Consider the following 19,035-nt stretch of genomic DNA (forward strand, 5'->3'; position numbering starts at 1 on the left):
CTTTACAGATAACGTTGAGCGAGCTGTTGGCGATAGGTCGCGGGCGAGCCGAACAGCGAACGGTTCAGCGCGGCCCGCTTGAGGTAGACGTGGATGCCGCTCTCCCACGTGTAACCGATGCCGCCATGCAGTTGCATGGCCTTGCCTGCGACGTCGACGGCGGCGCCGCAGGCGTACGACTTCGCCATCGCCGCCTTGACACGCGCGTCGGGCCGGTCGTCGGTCACGGCGTGCACTGCGGCACGGACGAGTTGGCGCGATACCGAGATCGCGACGTAGGCGTCGGCACACGCGTGCTTGACGGCCTGGAAGGAGCCGATCGGTCTGCCGAACTGCTGGCGCACCTTGGTGTAGGCGACGGTCGCGGCGAGCATGGCCTGCGCCACGCCGAGGCTGTCGCACGCCACGGCAACAGCGGCGCGGTCGTGCAGCCGGCGGATCTGAGTCGGCGGATCCCCGTCGAACGCGTACGTTTCGACGACCTGGCCAGGTGTCACCACGGCCAGCCGTCGTGTCTCGTCCAGTACGGGCTGTGGTGCGACGGTGGCCTGCGTCTCCACCACCCGGTCGCCGTCGATGACGAGAATCCGGTCGGCGCCTTCGGCATCGGGCACGTAAGCGAGTGGTTCGAACGCGACCGCCACCCGAGCGCTGCCCGCGGCGATCTCGGACAGCAGCCGATCGCGGGTATCGCTGGACTGCAACGCATTAACTACACCGACGGCGAGTACGGCGCTGCCGAGAAAACTGTTTGCGCTGGCCGCCCGGCCCATCTCCTCGCAGAGCACGGCCACCTCGGCGAACGTCGCGCCGGCACCGCCGAACTCCTCGGGCACTTCGAGCCCGACCCACCCCGCGTCGGTGAGCACCGGCCAGGCTGCGGACCTGTCCTTGGCCAGCAGGTCGCCGGCCACCGAGCGGAGCTCGGCATGGAATTCGTCGAAAGCGCCTATCTCCGTGGCCATCACACCGCACTCGGCTCTCGCGGCAAACCGAGTCCGCGTTCGGCGATGATGGTGCGCTGGATCTCGCTGGCGCCGCCGGGGATCGTCCACTCCCACGAGCCGATGAAGTCCAGCATCCACGAGCCGGACTCCCAGCCGCTGGAGGCCGGTTTGGTGAGTTGGGTGTGGGCGGCCATGCCGCCGATCTCGGCTCCGAAATCGGTCATCCGTTGCAGTAATTCGCTGTAGAAGAGCTTGACCACCGAGGCGTCCGCGGGACCGACCGCACCGGTGTCGTGCTGCTGCACCAACTCCCGGCACAGCCCGCGCAGCCCGGCGATCTCGATCTCGAACTGTGCCAGCCGGTCGGCGACCCGCGCATCCTCGATCGGCCGGCAGGCCTGCACCAGCCAGCGGAAGCCCGCATTGCCCAGTCGTTCAGCCAGTTCCAGCATGGTCATGCCGCGCTCGGCGCCAAGGGTGGCCTGGGCGACCTGCCAGCCCTGGTTCTCCGGGCCGATCAGGTTCGCGGCCGGGATCTGCACGCCGTCGAGGAAGATCTCGCAGAAATGCGAGTCGCCGACGGCGTTGCGGATCGGGCGCACCTCCACACCGGGACTGGTCATGTCCAGCAGGAAGTACGAGATCCCCTGGCGCTTGGGGGCGTCCGGGTCGGTGCGGGCCAGCAGCAGGCACCAGTCCGCGTGCAATCCCCCACTGGCCCAGAGCTTCTGACCGTCGACGATGAACGTGTCGCCGTCTCGTCGCGCGGTGGTGCGCAGACTGGCGAGGTCGGATCCCGCCTCGGGTTCAGAGAATCCCTGTACCCAGATCTCGCCGTCGAGGATCGCGGGCAGGTGGCGCTTCCGTTGTTCGTCGGTGCCGGCGACCAGCAATGTGGACGCGGCATGGTGGATACCGACGAAGGCCAGCACCAGCCGCGGCGCGTCGTGGGCCGCCAGTTCGGAATACAGCACGATCTGCTCGTCGACTCCCATGCCGCCGCCCCACTCGGCGGGCCAGTGCGGCACCGCGAAACCAGCCGCATGCAGCTCGGCGAACCACGCCTTCTGGAACGCCGCGAATTCTGCCTCGCCGGCCCCCGTTTGGGTCGCGCGCCAGTCGGCGGGCACGTGGGTTTCACACCACGCGCGGACCGTCGCCCGGAAGTCGTCCAGGTTCGTCATGAGTTGGCCCGCAACTGGTCCATGGTGTGCGCCACCGCCACACCGTCGTCGAACGAGGGGGCGATCTGTGTGCCGGTCCGGATCGCGTCGATGACCTCGCCGAGGAACGACGACAGCGCAGGCGGCGGCGATCGCCGTGGTGCAGGAGGAAATAGAGAAGTCTGCGGATCCTCGCCGGGCCGATACACCACGAGCGACGTGTCGGCGGTCAGCTCGATGGAGCCGGCACTGCCCAGCAGCGTCGCACGCGGTGTGAGCGGAACCGCCCCGGCGAAGCCCGTGTCGTGTGCGGCCGTGCAGCCGTTGGCCATCGTGAACCAGGCCGAGTAGGCATCCTCGGCGGTGGCCTCGGGCGGCGACCCGTCGATACGCGTCACACCCCCGCAGTCGGCCACCTCACTGTCGAACAGCCACCGCGTGAAGTCGATCAGGTGCGACCCGTAGGCGCCGATCCAACCGCCACCGCGCTCGCGGTCGTTGATCCAGCCGTAGCTGCGCCCACGCATACCGCTTCCATAGAACGTCCAGTTCAAATGCGCTGGTGTGCCGATTGTTCCGTCGTCGGCGAGCGTTTTGAGCTTCGCCCACGCCTCGTTGTAGCGGAACTCGAAGTTCAGGAAGTGCAGTACCCCGGCGTCCCGTGCGCGGTCGCGCATCATCTCGGCCTCGGCCGCGTTGCGGCCGAACGGTTTGTCGCACAACACGGCGTGCCCGTGATCGATCGCCCCCAGCACGTGTTCGACATGCATGAACGGCGGCGAATGAACCGACACCAGGTCGACGTCCGACGCCAGAGCGGCTTCCACGGCCGCCTCGTCGCGGGGGCTGATCACCTCGACGTCGAGGCCGAGACTTTCGTACACCGGCGCGGCGGCGTGCTTACCGAACCCGGTGCCGAGCACCACGACCCTCATGCGAACAGTCCTGTCAGCCCGTGCCCACCGACACGGTGCGCCAACAACTCTCGGGTGGCCGACAGCCCCAGCGGCAGGCGGCGCAGCGGCTGGCTGTAGCGCGACAGCCAGGACAACGTCGTCTCATCGCAGAAGCCGACCGCGCCGTGCAGCTGATGGCACACCCGGAACACCACCTCGGCGGCCTCGATGGCGGCCAGCCGCAACGCCAGCGCATCGTCGAGAGCCTCAGGTCGACCGGTGGCGATGCTCCACAGCGCGTACTTGGCGAGGATGTCCACGCCACTGCGCTCCACCTCGGCGTCGGTCAGCTGAAACTGCACGCCCTGGAAACCCGACAGGGTCTGACCGAATTGCTTGCGCAGGCTGACATGGGCGATGGTCAACCCGATCGCGCGATCCAGCATGCCCAGCAGGGTCCAGGCACTCAGCACGAGTGGCAGCGCGATGTCGCCCGCACCGTTCTCGTCGATGTCGGCCAACTCCAGTTCGGTGACGAACGCCGGCCCGGCTACGCCCTGACCGGTCACCGTGCTGCGTTTCCCATCTAGAGTCACTGCCGCCCAACGTGATTGAACTCCGGCGATCGCCGCCGACGGGCGGGGTCCCGCCACGACGACCAGGCCACCGACGTCCAGGTCCGTCGGCGCCGACAACCGCTCCGCGACCGGATACGGCAACGCCCAGTACCCCGCGCTGCGGCACAGTGCCGCGGCCGCCTCCAGGCCGTCGGTATCGGTGCGCGGGTCGAGCTCCCACGCGCCCAGACCCGCCAGGACCGGGCCGACCAGTGACTCCCTGCTGTCGGGTTTGGCTTCGGCCTGCTGTACCAGCGTGTCGCCGCCCGCGGCGTCGAACGCACGAAGTGCCTCGCGGCCGAACTCAATCGCATCCTCGGAGATGTCCAGAATCACTTGACACCTGCCAGCATGCTGCGCGACAACAGGATTCGTTGCATCTCGATGCTGCCGGACGAGACCGTCGATGCCTGCGAGTATTTCCAGTGATCCTCGACCTCGTCGAGAAACCACTTCGCCCGCGGATCGTCGTGTGACACCGCGGCGGCGATGTCCATCAACACCTCGGCGCTGTCCTGATCCAGCTTGGTGACCGCGATCCGGTAGGCGGCGGCGTCGCCGGGGCGAACCTGCCCGGTGTTCTGGAGTTCCACGATGCGGTAGGCCATCAGCCGCGCACGACGGCAGTGCGTCAACATCCGCACCCACCGGCCACGCAGTTCGGCAGGCACTTGGTCCCACCGGTCGCCGAGCACCGCAGGCGCCGCCGTCAGCAGCCGCTCACATCGCGCGTAGCGGGCGATCCCGACCCGCTCGAACGAGGTCACCTCCTGCACGATCGACCAGCCGTCGTCGACGGTGCCGAGCACATCGGCTTCCGTGACCCGCAGATCGTCGAAGAACACCTCGTTGAGGTGATGCGGGCCCAACATGGCGCGGATCGGCCGTACCTGGATCGCCGGATTGTCCATCGGCACCAGGAAGATCGTCAGGCCCTGTTGTTTCTTCTCACCCTTGGTCGTCCGGGCCAGCAGGAAACACCACTGCGCCATGGTCGCGTAGGACGTCCAGATCTTCTGGCCACTCACCAGCCAGCCGTCGCCATCACGACGCGCGGCGGTCCGCAGTGACGCCAGGTCCGAACCGGCCTCCGGTTCGGAGAAGCCCTGGCACCAGATCACTTCGCCATGGGCGATGGGCGGGAGATGTTTGCGCTTCTGCTCGTCGGTGCCGTGTCGCATGATGATGGGCCCCACCCAGTTGACACCCATGTACTGGGCGCCGCGGGGTTCGTGGTGCGCCCACATCTCCTCGCGCACCACGGTCTGCTCCCATACCGAGACGCCACGACCACCGAACTCCTGCGGCCACGCCGGGCAGAGCAACTCGTGCTCGGCCAGTGTCCGGCAGAACTGTTGCGCCACTTCCAGATCGGCGGGGTCGTCGGTGAACGCCCCGAGGAAGGCTTCGGGGACATGGTCTTTCACCAGGCCGCGCAGCTGTGAGCGTAGTGCGTCCGCCGACTCCCCCATCTCAAAACTTAGGCTCATGCGGCGCTCCTCCTCATCGCTCGTGCCTCGCTCTGCATCGTCGCCGCCGCGGGCTCATGCGCTCTCCACCTCCGCCAGCCCCAACTCCGCCAACACCGCGGCGGTGTCGGCCCCGAGTTCAGGGGTCGGTCCGGCGATGCGTCCCGGCGTGCGCGAGAACCACGTCGGCACTCCCGGCATCCGGACCGGACCCTGCGGAGTATCGATCGTCTCGAAAAAGCCGACAGCATTGAGCTGTTCGCTGTCGAACAGTGCCTGCGGGGTGTTCAGCGGTGCCGCCGGGATCTCCAGCTCGACGAACAAGGTCAGCCACTCCTCGGTGGTGCGTTCGGTCATGGTCTGCGCGACCAGTGAGTACACGGTGTCGATCTCGGCGGCCCGGGCCGCCAAGGTGGCGTAGCGCTCGGTGTTCCAGGCGGGTTGTACCGCGGTGATGAAGCTCGCCCAGTGCCGGTCGTTGTAGATCAGCGCCGAGATGTAGCCGTCCTTGGTCCGATACGGCTTGCGGTTGGGGGCGACGGTGCGGTGGTACATCGCCGGCCCGAGCGGCGGGGAGAACATCGCGCCGTTGGCGTGCTCAACGAGCATGAACGAGGCCATCGTCTCGAACATCGCGACCTCGACTTCCTGGCCCTCGCCGGTGCGTTCGCGGTGAAACAGCGCCATCGTCGTCGCGTAAACCGCGGTCAGCCCGGCGACCTTGTCCGCCACGATCGTCGCGACATAGTTGGCCTCGCCGGTCAATTCGGCCTGCACGGCAGGCAGTCCGCATTCGGCCTGGATGGTGTCGTCGTAGGCGGGCCGGTCACGCTCCGGGCCGCGCCGTCCGTAGCCGTAGCAGTTGGTGTACACGATCGACGGGTTGAGGGCAGCGACCTCGTCGTACCCGAATCCGAGTTTGGTGATCGCCTTCGCACGCATCGAGTGGATGAACACGTCCGCTCCGGCGATCAGCGCGCGCAGTGCGGCCTTGCCCTCGTCGGAGCGGAGATCCAGGACCACACTGCGCTTTCCGCGGTTGACGTTGACGAACACCCCGCTCAGTCCGGGGGCGGGCCCCACCGAGACATAGCGGGTGTCATCGCCGGCCGGCGGCTCGACCTTGATGACGTCGGCACCCATGTCGGCCATGATCTGCGTGCAGTAGGGGCCCATCACCATAGCGGTCAGGTCGATCACGCGGACGCCCGCCAGCGGGCCGGTGCTGGTCATTCTGTGCCCTTTGCCATCGAGAAGCTGTGGCCGATATGAGCGCTGTGCCCGTCCGGCACCACCGGGAATTCCAGCGGATCGCTGATATCGCGGATCGCGTCGATGCGCTCGCCGATGTCCGCGACGGTCCACGCCGGCTGGTAGACGCCCGCCGATTCCACGACGGCGATCCTGGCGACCCGGCCCGCGATCGCGGTGATGATCTCCCCGGTGATGGAGCAGGATTCGTGAGCCAGCCACCCGACGGCCGGCGCGACGAGCTCGGCACCCATCGGCGGGTAGGCCGAGGTGTCCAGCCCTTCGGCCATCCGGGTCACCGCCGCGGGGACAATGACGTTACAGCGCACCCCGTGCTCGGCACCCTCCAGCGCGACGACGTTCGACAGCCCGGTGATCCCCGCCTTGGCGGCCGCGTAGTTGGCCACCGCGTGGTTGCCGTACAGCCCTCCGATGGAGGACGTCAGGACGATGCGACCGTAGCCGGCGTGGCACATCTCCGGGAATGCCGCCCGCACAACGTGAAACGCCCCACGCAGGTGCACGTCGAGTACCGCGTCGAAATCCTCGGTCGTCATCTCGGCCAACGGTGAGCTCCGCACGATCCCGGCGTTGTGGATCAGCACATCGATGCGGCCATAGTGCCGCGTTGCCGCCGCAATGATCGCCTGGCCGCCGACCGCGGTGGCCACCGACTCGGTCGAGACAATCGCTTCCCCGCCCGCCGCGGTGATCTCGTCGACCACCTGCTGGGCCGGACCGATGTCGTCACCCTCACCGGTCAGGGCCCCGCCGGGGTCGTTGACCACGACCTTGGCGCCGAGGCTGGCGAGCAGCAGCGCGTACTCGCGCCCGAGCCCGCGGCCGGCGCCGGTGACGACGGCGACGCGATCGTCGAATCGTGCCTGGGCCATCTAGTTTCCGAGTTCCAGGCCGTCGAGGTCGCCGTTGGCCCGCCATTCCGCGATCAGATCGTCGAAGGCGTAGAAGCCGGGCGAGTAGAAATCGCCGAGGAACGACCCGTTGTCTTTGGCCCCGCCTTGCCCTTCGTTGTTGTAATAGCCGGGCGTACAGGACAGTTCGAATGCCGAGTTGTCCATCCTGAGCTCGCTGATGGTCGCGACCCAGGCATCCTGGCCTCCCTGGCTTGGTTCGACCGTCGTCGCGCCGCGCTTCTGCGCCTCGGCGATGATGTAGGCGATGTGCTCGGCCTGCTGCTCGAACATCGCGGTGGTGTTAGCCGAGACGCCCCCCTGGATGAAGCCCATGAAGAACTGGTTGGGGAAGCCCCGGCTCGTCATGCCATGCAGGGTCTTGTAGTCGTCGTGCCAGTGGTCGAACAGCGACACCCCGTCACGGCCAACGATGGACTCGATCGCGAACCGGCGGCTGATCTCGGTCGAGATCTCGAAGCCGCTGGCGAAGATCACGCAGTCGACCTCGTATTCGACGCCGTCGGCGACGATCCCCTTCTCCGTCAGCCGCTCCACGCCCTTGGTCTCCGACACATCGACCAGCGTGACGTTCGGGCGGTTGAACGTGGCCAGGTAGTGCTCACTGGATGTCGGCCGCTTGCACATGAAGCGGTAGTACGGCTTGAGCGCCTCGGCCGTGGCCGGGTCCTCGACGATCTCGGCCACGAGGCGGCGCAGCCGCTCCATGATCTTGAAGTCCTCTTCCTCACGGAACGCCATGATCTGCTCGATGCCCACCGACGCGGGATCCGGGCTCGACGCGATCCGGGCGGTCAGATTGCGCCCGAGCTCGGTCCAGAAGTCGCATACCAGGTCCGGTTCGCCGAACACCACGCCGACGAACGGCGACCAGTTGTGGAAGTTGCGCTTGCGCTCTTCCTGCCAGCCCGGTTGCAGCGATGCCGCCCACGCCGGGTCGGTGGCCGGGTTTGTCCTGGCGTCGACCGACGACGGCGTGCGCTGGAAGACGAACAGTTCCTTGGCATCTCGGCCCAGGTGCGGCACCAATTGGATGCCGGTGGCACCGGTACCGACCAGGGCGACCCGTTTGTCGGCCAGCTTGTGCAAGCCACCGTCGGCGTCACCGCCGGTGTAGTCGTAATCCCAGCGCGCGGAGTGGAACACGTGCCCGGCAAAGTCTTTGATCCCGGGGATGCCGGGCAGCTTGGGCTTGTTGTAGGACCCTTGGGCCATCACCACGAACCGGGCGCGGATGTCGTCGCCGCGGTCGGTGGTGATCTGCCAGCGTTGCGTCTCGTCCTGCCAGCGCAATTCGCGCACCTGGGTGGAGAACAGCGCCCCGTCGTACAGCCCGAAGTGTTTCCCGATGTTGCGGCAGTGCTGAAAGATCTCAGCCCCGTCGGCGAACTTCTTCGACGGCATGAATCCGAGCTCTTCGAGCAGCGGGATGTAGCAGTACGCGTCGTTGTCGCACTGGATTCCGGGGAACCGGTTCCAGTACCAGACCCCGCCGAAGTCGCCGGCCATCTCGATGACGCGGATGCCCTCGACACCAGCCTTCTTCAGGTACGCGCCGGCCAGAAGTCCGGCGAAACCACCGCCGAGCACCACGACGTCGACGTCCTCGGCGATCGGATCACGAGGCGTCACAGTCGAGTAGGGATCGACCTCGTAGAAGTCCGCGTACTCGCCCTCGAGCTCCAGGTATTGCGCCGACCCCTCCGGACGCACCCGCTTCTCGCGCTCGACGCGATACTTCTCCCTGATCGCGTCGATGTCGATGTCCTGTGGGACATCCGTTGGCCCACAGAGATTTTCCGGGGTCACCATACGTTCTCCTAACCTGTGATTTCGGCGCGGTTTCGTTCGCTCAGCGACGGTTATCGCGCCGAAATCGCTAAATTTCGCGGGGTTCCCCGGTGCCCATGTACTTCGACAACTGGTAGTGCAGATTGACGGTGCTGCGCTCGCGGTACGGGTTGGGTAGCGTGCCCGGGAACCCGGCCGACTTCATTCCCTGCTGCACCGCGGCCATGTTCGAGAAGTCCTGCGGCAACACCGACCGCCAGTTCGGTGAATCCTTCGGTGTGTAAGCCCATTCCGTCTCCGGCTCTTGGCCTTTCGGGTAGAGCTCGAACACGGCCACTTCGAAGATGCACTTGTCGGGGTCGTAGCTCGGATCGGGGCGGGCCGAGTAACACAGCGCGCTGGTAAGCCCCTGTCCGATCTGGAAGTTGGGGAACAGCTGCCAGGCGGTGCCGCTCTGCCCCAGGATGTCGGGCGGGATGACGGGCCAGATCACTCCCCGCGCCTCGTCGTCGCGGCGGGCCGAAGCCAGCCAGTGCGCCAAGACCTGATCGGCGGGCGTGCCTTCGGGTAGTTCGTCGACCAGGCGCTTGGCGGCGTCCACCAGCGTCTGCGTGGTGGTCGCGTTGGTCTCCTCCATCGTGTAGACCTGCATCTCTGCCGTGGAGATACGTGGGTCACCGGTGCCGAGCCGGATCTTGGACTTGGTCTCGTCCAAGCCTTTTGGCGCGTCATAGCCGATGTTGCTGTGCCGGCCCTGCGCTTTGGCCCAGCCCTTGAACTCCCCGAACTTGTTGAACTCCGGGTGCGTGGTGAACACGTGGTAGGTCTCGTTGAAGGCCTCCATCGCGACCTTCCAGTTGCAGTCGAAGTACAACCACTTGCGCCACTTGTAGCGCATGTTCTCCAGACCGAACGGGTCGAGAATCTTGGACGCCGGGAAGAGGTAGTCGGCCAGCGGTTCGCAGTCGGGGTCCATGTTGATGAACAACCAGCCGCCCCAGGTGTCGACCTGGACCGGCGCCAAATGCGTGTTGCGCGCCGACAGCTTGCCCTTCCAGTCATCCTGCTCGCGAATGTGGATGCACGTCCCGTCCAAACCATATGTCCACCCGTGGAATCCGCAGACGAAGGACTTGCGGGCCCGGCCGATGGCGTTCTTGGCACCGTCCGGGTTGTCGATCAACCTTCGGCCTCGGTGCATGCACACGTTGTGGTGCGCCGCAAACTCGTCGGGACCCGTTCGCACCACGATGATCGAGTCGTCGAGGATGTCGTACGTCAGGTAACTGCCGATCTCGGGGAGCTCCTCGACGCGGCCGATCTGCTGCCATACCTTGCGCCACAATTTGTCTCGTTCGGCTCGGGCGTACTCCGGCGAGGTGTAGGCCTCCACCGGGATCGTCATCGAGTCAGACAGATCCTCGGCGATCTGCCCTGTCGAGTCGTCCGGATCCGCTTCTGTGTCGATCGCGGCGTCGAGATCCGATTCGGTATGGGCCATTAGATCCTCCTGATCGATTCGCGAAAGTTCTCGTCTTTCAGGAACAGCGACGTGTTGTCGGAACCCAGGTGGGTCCATTTCAGGTTCAGGCCGCCGTCGACGAGCAGCGTCTGCCCGGTGATGTAGCTCGACAGGTCGGACAGCAGGAACAGGATCGCGCCTGCCTGTTCTTCGGGTGTGCCCCGCCGGCCCATGGCGATCGCCGTTCGGTCCCGCTCGGGATCGTCGTCGACATACGTCGCCGACGCCGCGGTCTCGGTGACCCCGGGCGCGACGGCGTTGACCCGGATATCGTCCAGCGCCAGTTCCAGCGCCATGGTCCTGGTGGCCGCGACGATCGCCGCCTTGGCCGTGCCGTACGCGATGTGGAACGGGGCGGTGTTCATCCCGCTGATCGAGGAGACCGACACGATTGAGCCCGGCCCGCCCGCCGACCGGATCTCGGCGGCCACCGCCTGGCTCATGAAGAACATCGTCTCGAGGTTCGCCGTGAACAAGTCCCGCCAGTCGGCTCGGCTGACCCGGGTGGCCGGCATCCACGTCGAGGGCGCGGCACCGCCGGCGATGTTGACCAGGCCGTGCAGACGTCCGTCGGTGCGGCGCACCGCGTCAAGAACGGTGGCGATCCCGGCGTCGGTGGCGGCGTCGGCGGCGACCGGCACGATCGACAGCCCACTGTCAACCAGTGGCCCGACGTGTTGGTCGAGGTTGTCCCGCGAGCGGCTGACGGCGATGACAGTGGCCCCGGCGTGTGCCGCCATCTCGGTCACTGTCGTTCCGATGCCTCCGCCGCCGGCTCCCGACACCACCACGATGCGGCCGTCGAGTCTGAGGAGATCCGCCATGACCCACTTTCATTGCCAGTCTTGTCCGGACAAATAAATCGCTTCTGCCGACTGGAGAACATGATTCCGCAGCAGTTATAGCACCGTCAAGGGGGTCAACCGAGATAAGTCGCGCCTATTGTCTGGACTAAGTTCGCTTGGTACGGTCACGCCGATGAGCCAGCAGTCGCTATCGCAGCAGGATGGGCGCTTCACCCTCACCCATCCCCCGGTTCTGGCCGAGGGATGGCGCGTGGAGCGGCGCACCGCGCCGAGCCGATTGTTCGGTGCCAACGGTCTGCGCACCGGCCCCGACAGCCGGGTGTACATCGCCCAGGTGACCGGCAGTCAGATCAGCGCGTTGGACGTCACCACCGGCTTGGTCGACACCATCAGTGCCAAGGGCGGCGACATCATCGCCCCCGACGATGTCGCGTTCGACAGCGCCGGCAACCTCTACGCCACCGAGGTGATGGACGGCCGGGTCAGCGTCCGCTCCGCCGGTGGAGCCACCCGGGTGTTGCGCGACGACCTCCCGTGCGCCAACGGCATCACCGTCTACCGGGACCGGCTGTTCATCGGCGAATGCCGCGAGGGCGGCCGGCTGATGGAACTGGATACGGCCGGCGGCGGCCCGCCGCGGATTCTCTTGGAGAACGTGCCCTCGCCTAACGCCATGGAGGTCGGGCCGGACGGGCTGCTGTATTTCCCGGTGATGGGCGCCAACGAGATCTGGCGTATCGATCCCGAGGGCGGCAGTCACGAAGTGGTGGCGACCGGGCTCGGTGTTCCCGACGCGGTCAAGTTCGACAAAGACGGCTATCTCGTCTCCACCCAGGTGCACAGCGGTCAGGTGCTGCGGATCAATCCGCGCAACGGTGAACAGACGGTGTTGGCGAATCTCAATCCGGGACTGGACAATCTGACCTACGTGGGCGACCGGCTCTTCGTCTCGAATTTCACCGGCGAGATCACCGAGGTTCTCGACAACCAGCAGACCCGCGCGGTGCTGCCCGGCGGCTTGAACTGGCCGCTGGATCTCACGACCGGGCCCGACGGTGAGCTGTATGTTGCCGACGGCACCTACTTCTATCTCTTACGTGCGGACGGCACACTGCACACACTCGGAATGCTGTTCAGCCCCGGCTATCCCGGATTCGTGCGGGGTCTGACCGCGGCCGGCCCCGGCGAGTTCGTGGTGACGACCTCCGGTGGGCAGGTCGCACGGTTCCGGCCCGCCGAGGGTGAAAGTGATTTCCTCGCAGACGGATTGGACCAGCTCTACGGCGTCGCCATCGGACCGCGCGGCATCGTGGCCGTCGAGCAGGGCACCGGACGGCTGTTGTCAGTGGACGGCGGCCGCACCGAGGTACTGGCCACCGGGCTCGACACTCCGGTCGGCGTGGCCATCGGGCCGGACGGCAACCCGCTGGTCAGCGAGCGTGGCAGAGTGATCAGGGTGGTCGGCACCGACAAGGAACCCGTGGTCGACGGATTGGGTTGTCCGCAGGGAATTCTGGTGGCCGGCGACCTGCTCTACATCGTCGACGCGGACACCAAGTCGCTGATCGAGGTCGATCTGGCCGCCGGCACCCGCGCGACGATCGCTTCGGGCCTTCCGGTCGGGGCCCCGCCCGGGGTCACCCCCAAACCGCTGCGCGGCATGCCGCCGTTCTCCGGCCCGCAAGGACCGTTCGCTGGGATCACCGCCGGTCCGGACGGCACTCTGTACGTCTCGGCGGACTCCGAGGGCAGTGTGCTGGCTTTCAGCTCGGCTGGGCTGAGATGACGCACGCCGAGTCCGGCGACCATCGCTACATCCAGGTGGCGCGTACGCTGCGCAAGGAGATCGTCGACGGGGTCTATCCCGTCGGTTCCCAGCTCCCCACCGAACATGAACTGTGCCAGCGATTTTCGGTGAGCCGCTACACCGTCCGGGAGGCGCTGCGGCGCCTTCGGGAGGACAACCTGGTCTCGTCGCGGCCACGTGCGGGCACCATGGTGGTCCCACGGCCCTCGTCACACGCCTACGTCCAGGACGTCGTCTCGATCAACGACCTGCTGGCCTTCGCCACGGGTGCCCGCTTCGCCATCGAATCCATCACCATGGTCACCATCGACGACGAGCTGGCGCAGCGCACCGGGCTGACGATCGGCGACGAATGGCTGGCCGTGCGCGGGTTTCGCCGCGCCGAACCCGCCGATGCCCCGGTCTGTCGCACCGAGTACTACATCAATCGCGCGTTCGCGGCGGTCGGCCGGATGTTGCAGAACCACACCGGTCCGATCTTTCCCCTCATCGAGGACCTGTTCGGGCTCAGCATCGTCGAAGTGCGCCAGGAGATCTCCGCTGTCCAGGTGGGCGCGGAATTGGCGGATGGGCTCAAGGTCGAGCCGGGCACACCCGCGTTGGAGATGCAGCGCACGTATACGACGTCGGACGGCGAGATCGCGCAGGTGACTGTGAACACGCACCCGGGCGCCCGGTTCCGCCACTCGATGACGATGCGACGAGTGAAGGGCTGACCGGGCATGCGGACCGCGTTGCGGAATTCCGAACTGGCCACGCAGGCCTATGCCAGTGGGTTGTGGGTGCGTGAGACTCTGGCGGATGCGTTGGCCGCGGCCGCGCGGGACACCCCGCACCGGGAGGTCCTCGTAGACGGCCGCGTACGCGTCGACTGCGCCACGTTGTACGACCGGGCGAGTCGGCTTGCCGGTGCCATGCGGGCCGGCATGCCGACCGGCAGCGTGGTGTCGTTCATGCTCCCGAACTGGCACGAGGCGGCGATCGTCTATCACGCGGCGACACTGGCGGGCATGGTCGTCAACCCGATCCTGCCGTCACTGCGCGACCACGAGCTGGCCTTCATCCTTTCCGATGCCGACGTCCGAATGATCTTCATCCCCGCCGAATTCGGTGGCCACGACTATGCGGCGATGCTGCAGCGGGTCACCGCGGCCATGCCCTCGCCACCCGCCGTTGTCGTGGTCCGCGGTGCGGCGCTGCCGGGCCAGATCAGGTTCGACGCACTCGACGCCGAGGCTCCCACCACACCCCCGGCGGTGGACCCCGACGCGGTCCGGATGATCATGTATACCTCGGGCACCACCGGGCGTCCCAAAGGTGTTCTGCACAGTCAGAATTCGATACATGCTCTGATCCGTCAGCTCGGCCAGCACTGGCGCGTCGATCCGGGGTCGGTGTACCTGGTGCCCTCCCCGATCGCCCACATCGGCGGTTCGATCTACGCCTTCGAGTTCCCGATCCTGCTCGGCGCGGCCGCGGTGCTGATGGAGCGCTGGGATCCGGACGCGGCTGCCGAGATCATGGTCCGCGAGCGGTGTACCCACATGTCCGGAGCCACCCCGTTTTTGACGCATCTCCTGGCCGCCGCCCAGCGCGCCGGGACCCGGCTACCCGACCTGAGGGTGTTCATCTGCGGTGGTGCCTCGGTGCCACCCGCCCTGATCCGCAGTGCCGCCGACTATTTCGAGAACGCCGCGGTGACCCGGGTGTACGGCTCGACCGAGGTGCCCGTGATCTCCGTCGGAGCACCCGGCGATATCGACCACGCCGCCGACACCGATGGCCGGCCCGGAATCGCCGACGTGGTCATCGCCGAGGGCGAGATCCGTGCCCGCGGACCGCAGATGCTGCTGGGCTACCTGCATCCCGAGGACGAGGACGGCGCGTTCGACACCCAGGGCTACTTCCGCACCGGCGACCTCGGCCACTGGGTCGATGACCACTATCTCGTCGTCACCGGCCGGGCCAAGGACATCGTGATTCGCAATGGCGAGAACATCGCACCCAAGGAGGTCGAGGATGTTCTGCTCGGCCATCCCGACATCCACGAGATCGCGATCGTCGGAGTGCCGGATCCGCGCACCGGGGAACGCGCCTGCGCGGTGATCGTGACCGATCGCCAACCGGGGCTCGAGGTCGCCGATCTGCAAGCCTTCCTGCAGGCCACCGGTGTCGCGAAGTTCAAATGGCCCGAGCAGGTCGTCGTGTGGGACAGCTTGCCCAAGAACGACGCCGGCAAGGTTCTCAAACATCAGATTCGAGCGAGGTTGGTCGAGGCGGATGGGTGACATGCAAGTAGCGGTGGTGACCGGGGCCAGCAGCGGAATCGGATTCGCCTGTGCCACACAGCTCGCCGGGATGGGGATGGCCGTCGTCGGCACCGGACGGGACGCGGACCGGCTGGCCGGGCTGGCTGATGCGATCGGTGATCCCGAGCGGATCGCGACGGTGGCCGTCGACCTCACCGACGACGACGCTCCGCAGCGGATCGTCGACGCCGCGGTCTCCCGCTGGGGCCACATCGACTTCCTGGTCAACAACGCCGGCGTCGGTAGCCCCAAACCCCTGCACGAGACCGACGACGAGACACTGGATTACTTCCTCGGGATCATGCTGCGCGCGCCATTTCGGTTGGCGCGCGACGTTATTGGCCACATGCGGCCGGGATCGGCGATCATCAACATCACCTCCACGTTCGCGGTTGTCGGTGGCTTGCGCGGCGGCGCTTATTCGGCGGCCAAGGGCGGCCTGACGGCGCTGACCACGCACATCGCCTGCCAATACGGCGCGCACGGGATCCGGTGCAACGCGGTCGCTCCCGGGGTCACGGTGACGCCGATGGTCGAGAAGCGGCTCGAGGATCCCGGTTTCAAGAAGATGCAGACCGAAATGACACCGCACACTCGGCTCGGCCGGGTCGAGGACATCGCCGGTACCGTGGCGTTCCTGTGTTCGCCCGCAGGCAGTTTCATCAACGGGCAGACCATCGTTGTCGACGGCGGCTGGAGCACCACCAAATACCTTTCGGACTTCGCGCTGTCCTCGGAATGGGTGGCGCGGTGAACCTGTTCGCCACCCTCGATCAGGCCGCCGCCCGGTTCGGCGACAGCGGTGCGATCTTCCACGGCGAGCGTCAGCTGCACACCTGGCGCCAGCTTCGCCAGCGCGCGCTGCGACTGGCTGCCGCGCTGCGCCACACGTACGCACCGGGGCAGCGCATCGCGATCGCCAGCGAGAACCGGGCCGAGATCGTCGAACTGTTCTATGCGGTGTGGGCCGCCGAGTGCGTGGTCGTCCCGGTCAATTTCAAGCTTCATCCCCGCGAGATGGTGCAGATCCTCGAAGACTCGGGCGCGGCAACGGTATTCGCATCTCCGAAGATCGCCGGGGAGCTGGCGCCGCTATCCCCCGTCGTCGTGGAACTGATCGGCGGTCCGGATTACGAGCAGCTTTTCAACGCACCGCCCGCGCCGGTCCCGTCGACCGATCCGTCGACGCTCGCCTGGCTGTTCTACACCAGCGGCACGACCGGACGGTCCAAGGGCGCGATGCTGTCCCATCGCAATCTCACCGCGATGACCGTGGCGCATCTGGCCGACATCGACTCCCCCGACCAGAATTGCAGCCTGCTGCACGCCGCTCCGATGTCGCACGGCTCGGGGCTCTACATCGCGCCGTATGTCCTGCGCGGTGCCCGCCAGGTGGTGTCCGCATCGGGTTCCTTCGACCCCGACGAATTCCTCGACCTCTGCGATGTTCACCCCGGATCGTCAGCCTTCCTGGCGCCCACCATGATTCAGCGTCTCGTCGCGACCGGGCGCAACGCACCCGCCGCGCTGCGCACGATCGTCTACGGGGGCGGCCCGATGTACGTCGACGGCCTCAAGAAGGCGATGGCCGCGTTCGGCCCGATCTTTGCCCAGATCTACGGGCAGGGCGAAGCGCCGATGACGATCACCGGACTGCGCCGCGCCGACCATGAATCCGAGGACGACGCGATCCTCGGCTCGGTGGGCTGCGCGCGTTCCGGCGTCGAGGTGGCGGTGCTGGGCGAGGACGGTGCACGTGCCGAGGCGGGGCAGATCGGCGAGATCGTGTGCCGCGGCGACGTGGTGATGTCCGGGTACTGGAACAACGCCGACGCCACCCGCGACACCCTCAGGGACGGCTGGCTCTACACCGGCGATATGGGGTCGTTCGATCACCGGGGCTACCTCACGCTGCGGGACCGTTCCAAGGACGTGGTGATCAGCGGGGGAAGCAATATCTATCCGCGGGAGGTCGAGGAGGCACTCCTGGAGCACCAGGGCGTGGTCGAGGCCTGTGTGGTCGGCGCCCCGGACCCCGAGTGGGGCGAGGTGGTGGTGGCCTTCATCGTCGGCACCGCGGCCGGCGAGGCGCTCGATGCTCACCTGCTGGACCGGATCGCCCGCTTCAAGCGCCCCAAGCGCTATGTCTTCGTCGATGACCTGCCCAAGAACAGCTACGGCAAGGTCCTCAAGCGCGAGTTGCGCGCCCGGCTCGGGTAACGACATTCTCCTCTGCATAGAATGCCGCTATGTCCCAGGATTACACATTCCTCACCTACGAAGAGCTCGATGAAGGCCGCATCGCGCGCATCATGCTCAACCGGCCCGAGGCGCGCAACGCGCAGAACCGCGGCCTGCTGGTCGAGCTGAACGAAGCGTTTCTGCGGGCTGAGGCCGACGACAACGTGCGGGTGGTCATCCTGGGCGGCCACGGCCCGATGTTCTCCTCCGGCCACGACCTCGGGTCCGCAGTCTCGCGGGCCGAGTACACCCCCGGACCTGACCAGCACCCCAGCTTCCAGGGCCTGGGCGCCAACCGGGAGGGCGCCGAGAAGCTGATGCTGCAGGAGTGGCACCACTTCTTCGCCAACACCCGCCGCTGGCGTGACCTGCGCAAGATCACCATCGCGCAGGTGCACGGTGACGTCTACGCGGCGGCGCTGATGCTGATGTGGGCGTGCGACCTGATCGTGGCGGCCGAGGGCACCCGATTCGCCGACGTGGTGGGCACTCGGCTGGGTATGTGCGGTGTGGAGTACTTCGCCCACCCGTGGGAGTTCGGACCCCGCAAGACCAAGGAGCTGATGCTCACCGGTGACGCGATGGAGGTGGACGAGGCCTACCAGCTGGGCATGGTCTCGAAGGTCTTCCCGCAGGACGAGCTGGCCGACAAGACGCTGGCGTTCGCCCGCCGAATCGCCGAGGTGCCGACCATGGCGGCGCTGCTGGCCAAGGAAGCGGTCAACCAGACGCAGGACAACATGGGCTTCTACAACGCGCTGAACGCCTGCTTCACCCTGCACCAGCTCAACCACTCGCACTGGGCGCAGGTGCATGAGGAGGGCTGGCCGGTGGGCCTCGAGTCGGACGGTCTGCCGAACTGGAAGACCGCTCCGCCGATCGTGCCCGCCGTCAAGGACCAGGTTCGCGCCGAGGGCTGATCCACCCGTTCGCTTCGCGCCGGCTGTGCGGTTTCGACCGCGCGGCCGGCGTTTTTTGTGCAGGTGGCGGCGATCACGGCAAAGCACCGTTTTCGGCTCGCCTGAATCGTTCAAGTCATTACATACGCGTCACGGAGACGTTGTTGACGATTCGCGGGCTCAACGATCGCTGTGCGATCGCTGACAAAGTCAACTTGCCGAAACACCCTGGTATGGCGTTTAATTCGCAGAACGCGCAAAGGTGAAAGATCCGATGTTCTTCTGATTTCTTAGAGAAAATGTTGTGTGCGCCACACGTTTTCACGAAACGTGGTGCAAAGCACAGACTTTGGTACCCGCGCAAATTACTTGTTAGTTTCGGCCG

The 19,035-nt window shown here is 66.6% G+C and carries 16 protein-coding genes; 6 read left to right on the top strand and 10 right to left on the bottom strand.

Annotated features, from left to right (window positions below):
- Positions 1 to 2: 2 nt before the first annotated feature.
- The 10 genes from EV580_RS20480 to EV580_RS20525 all read right to left on the bottom strand — a co-directional run bounded on the left by EV580_RS20480 (position 3) and on the right by EV580_RS20525 (position 11,412).
- The gene (locus EV580_RS20480) at positions 3 to 965 is read right to left on the bottom strand and encodes an acyl-CoA dehydrogenase family protein (protein WP_133693015.1); all 963 of its coding nucleotides are present in this window, start codon (positions 963 to 965) and stop codon (positions 3 to 5) included.
- Positions 965 to 2,131, bottom strand: a complete 1,167-nt coding sequence (locus EV580_RS20485) for an acyl-CoA dehydrogenase family protein (protein WP_133693016.1) — start codon at positions 2,129 to 2,131, stop codon at positions 965 to 967. Before EV580_RS20485 ends, EV580_RS20480 begins: the two co-directional genes overlap by 1 nt.
- Positions 2,128 to 3,045, bottom strand: a complete 918-nt coding sequence (locus EV580_RS20490) for a Gfo/Idh/MocA family protein (RefSeq protein WP_133693017.1) — start codon at positions 3,043 to 3,045, stop codon at positions 2,128 to 2,130. The genes EV580_RS20485 and EV580_RS20490 overlap by 4 nt, the downstream gene beginning before the upstream one ends.
- Complete coding sequence (locus EV580_RS20495; RefSeq protein WP_133693018.1) at positions 3,042 to 3,959, bottom strand: acyl-CoA dehydrogenase family protein; 918 nt, start codon at positions 3,957 to 3,959, stop codon at positions 3,042 to 3,044. Before EV580_RS20495 ends, EV580_RS20490 begins: the two co-directional genes overlap by 4 nt.
- Positions 3,956 to 5,113, bottom strand: coding sequence for an acyl-CoA dehydrogenase family protein (locus EV580_RS20500; RefSeq protein WP_133693019.1), 1,158 nt, complete (start codon positions 5,111 to 5,113; stop codon positions 3,956 to 3,958). Before EV580_RS20500 ends, EV580_RS20495 begins: the two co-directional genes overlap by 4 nt.
- Before the next feature lie 54 nt (positions 5,114 to 5,167).
- Complete coding sequence (locus tag EV580_RS20505; RefSeq protein WP_133693020.1) at positions 5,168 to 6,325, bottom strand: CaiB/BaiF CoA transferase family protein; 1,158 nt, start codon at positions 6,323 to 6,325, stop codon at positions 5,168 to 5,170.
- Positions 6,322 to 7,236: an SDR family NAD(P)-dependent oxidoreductase gene (locus EV580_RS20510; RefSeq protein WP_133693021.1), complete on the bottom strand. Its 915-nt coding sequence runs from the start codon at positions 7,234 to 7,236 to the stop codon at positions 6,322 to 6,324. The genes EV580_RS20505 and EV580_RS20510 overlap by 4 nt, the downstream gene beginning before the upstream one ends.
- Positions 7,237 to 9,087, bottom strand: a complete 1,851-nt coding sequence (locus tag EV580_RS20515; protein ID WP_133693022.1) for a flavin-containing monooxygenase — start codon at positions 9,085 to 9,087, stop codon at positions 7,237 to 7,239. It lies immediately after the preceding gene.
- Positions 9,088 to 9,154: 67 nt separating this feature from the next.
- Positions 9,155 to 10,567 carry an aromatic ring-hydroxylating oxygenase subunit alpha gene (locus EV580_RS20520; RefSeq protein WP_133693023.1) on the bottom strand — a complete coding sequence of 471 codons (1,413 nt, stop codon included), beginning with the start codon at positions 10,565 to 10,567 and terminating at the stop codon, positions 9,155 to 9,157.
- Entirely contained in the window at positions 10,567 to 11,412 is an 846-nt protein-coding gene (locus EV580_RS20525; RefSeq protein WP_133693024.1) for an SDR family NAD(P)-dependent oxidoreductase, read from the bottom strand. Before EV580_RS20525 ends, EV580_RS20520 begins: the two co-directional genes overlap by 1 nt.
- 154 nt (positions 11,413 to 11,566) lie before the next feature.
- Between EV580_RS20525 and EV580_RS20530 the strand changes: the two genes are divergently transcribed.
- The 6 genes from EV580_RS20530 to EV580_RS20555 are packed head-to-tail and all read left to right on the top strand — an operon-like array spanning position 11,567 to position 18,671.
- Positions 11,567 to 13,180 carry an SMP-30/gluconolactonase/LRE family protein gene (locus tag EV580_RS20530; RefSeq protein ID WP_133693025.1) on the top strand — a complete coding sequence of 538 codons (1,614 nt, stop codon included), beginning with the start codon at positions 11,567 to 11,569 and terminating at the stop codon, positions 13,178 to 13,180.
- On the top strand, positions 13,177 to 13,917 hold the full coding sequence (locus EV580_RS20535; protein ID WP_133693026.1) for a GntR family transcriptional regulator: 741 nt from the start codon (positions 13,177 to 13,179) through the stop codon (positions 13,915 to 13,917). Before EV580_RS20530 ends, EV580_RS20535 begins: the two co-directional genes overlap by 4 nt.
- Before the next feature lie 6 nt (positions 13,918 to 13,923).
- Positions 13,924 to 15,489, top strand: a complete 1,566-nt coding sequence (locus EV580_RS20540) for an AMP-binding protein (RefSeq protein WP_133693027.1) — start codon at positions 13,924 to 13,926, stop codon at positions 15,487 to 15,489.
- Entirely contained in the window at positions 15,482 to 16,264 is a 783-nt protein-coding gene (locus EV580_RS20545; RefSeq protein WP_166654783.1) for an SDR family NAD(P)-dependent oxidoreductase, read from the top strand. Before EV580_RS20540 ends, EV580_RS20545 begins: the two co-directional genes overlap by 8 nt.
- A complete protein-coding gene (locus EV580_RS20550) occupies positions 16,249 to 17,730 on the top strand; it encodes an AMP-binding protein (RefSeq protein WP_133693028.1) in 1,482 nt (493 codons plus the stop codon). The genes EV580_RS20545 and EV580_RS20550 overlap by 16 nt, the downstream gene beginning before the upstream one ends.
- A 29-nt stretch (positions 17,731 to 17,759) precedes the next feature.
- Positions 17,760 to 18,671, top strand: coding sequence for an enoyl-CoA hydratase (locus EV580_RS20555; protein ID WP_133693029.1), 912 nt, complete (start codon positions 17,760 to 17,762; stop codon positions 18,669 to 18,671).
- Positions 18,672 to 19,035 lie beyond the last annotated feature (364 nt).

The organism is Mycobacterium sp. BK086 (genome assembly GCA_004362315.1).
Taxonomy (GTDB): Bacteria; Actinomycetota; Actinomycetes; order Mycobacteriales; family Mycobacteriaceae; genus Mycobacterium.

Excerpts from the sequence above, each read along its gene's own strand:
- EV580_RS20515 (WP_133693022.1), bottom strand. The coding sequence starts at position 9,087 with ATGGTGACCCCGGAAAATCTCTGTGGGCCAACGGATGTCCCACAGGAC.
- EV580_RS20520 (WP_133693023.1), bottom strand. The coding sequence starts at position 10,567 with ATGGCCCATACCGAATCGGATCTCGACGCCGCGATCGACACAGAAGCG.
- EV580_RS20530 (WP_133693025.1), top strand. The coding sequence starts at position 11,567 with ATGAGCCAGCAGTCGCTATCGCAGCAGGATGGGCGCTTCACCCTCACC.
- EV580_RS20505 (WP_133693020.1), bottom strand. The coding sequence starts at position 6,325 with ATGACCAGCACCGGCCCGCTGGCGGGCGTCCGCGTGATCGACCTGACC.
- EV580_RS20485 (WP_133693016.1), bottom strand. The coding sequence starts at position 2,131 with ATGACGAACCTGGACGACTTCCGGGCGACGGTCCGCGCGTGGTGTGAA.
- EV580_RS20550 (WP_133693028.1), top strand. The coding sequence starts at position 16,249 with ATGGGTGGCGCGGTGAACCTGTTCGCCACCCTCGATCAGGCCGCCGCC.
- EV580_RS20480 (WP_133693015.1), bottom strand. The coding sequence starts at position 965 with ATGGCCACGGAGATAGGCGCTTTCGACGAATTCCATGCCGAGCTCCGC.
- EV580_RS20535 (WP_133693026.1), top strand. The coding sequence starts at position 13,177 with ATGACGCACGCCGAGTCCGGCGACCATCGCTACATCCAGGTGGCGCGT.
- EV580_RS20490 (WP_133693017.1), bottom strand. The coding sequence starts at position 3,045 with ATGAGGGTCGTGGTGCTCGGCACCGGGTTCGGTAAGCACGCCGCCGCG.
- EV580_RS20500 (WP_133693019.1), bottom strand. The coding sequence starts at position 5,113 with ATGAGCCTAAGTTTTGAGATGGGGGAGTCGGCGGACGCACTACGCTCA.
- EV580_RS20540 (WP_133693027.1), top strand. The coding sequence starts at position 13,924 with ATGCGGACCGCGTTGCGGAATTCCGAACTGGCCACGCAGGCCTATGCC.
- EV580_RS20525 (WP_133693024.1), bottom strand. The coding sequence starts at position 11,412 with ATGGCGGATCTCCTCAGACTCGACGGCCGCATCGTGGTGGTGTCGGGA.
- EV580_RS20545 (WP_166654783.1), top strand. The coding sequence starts at position 15,482 with ATGGGTGACATGCAAGTAGCGGTGGTGACCGGGGCCAGCAGCGGAATC.
- EV580_RS20510 (WP_133693021.1), bottom strand. The coding sequence starts at position 7,236 with ATGGCCCAGGCACGATTCGACGATCGCGTCGCCGTCGTCACCGGCGCC.
- EV580_RS20555 (WP_133693029.1), top strand. The coding sequence starts at position 17,760 with ATGTCCCAGGATTACACATTCCTCACCTACGAAGAGCTCGATGAAGGC.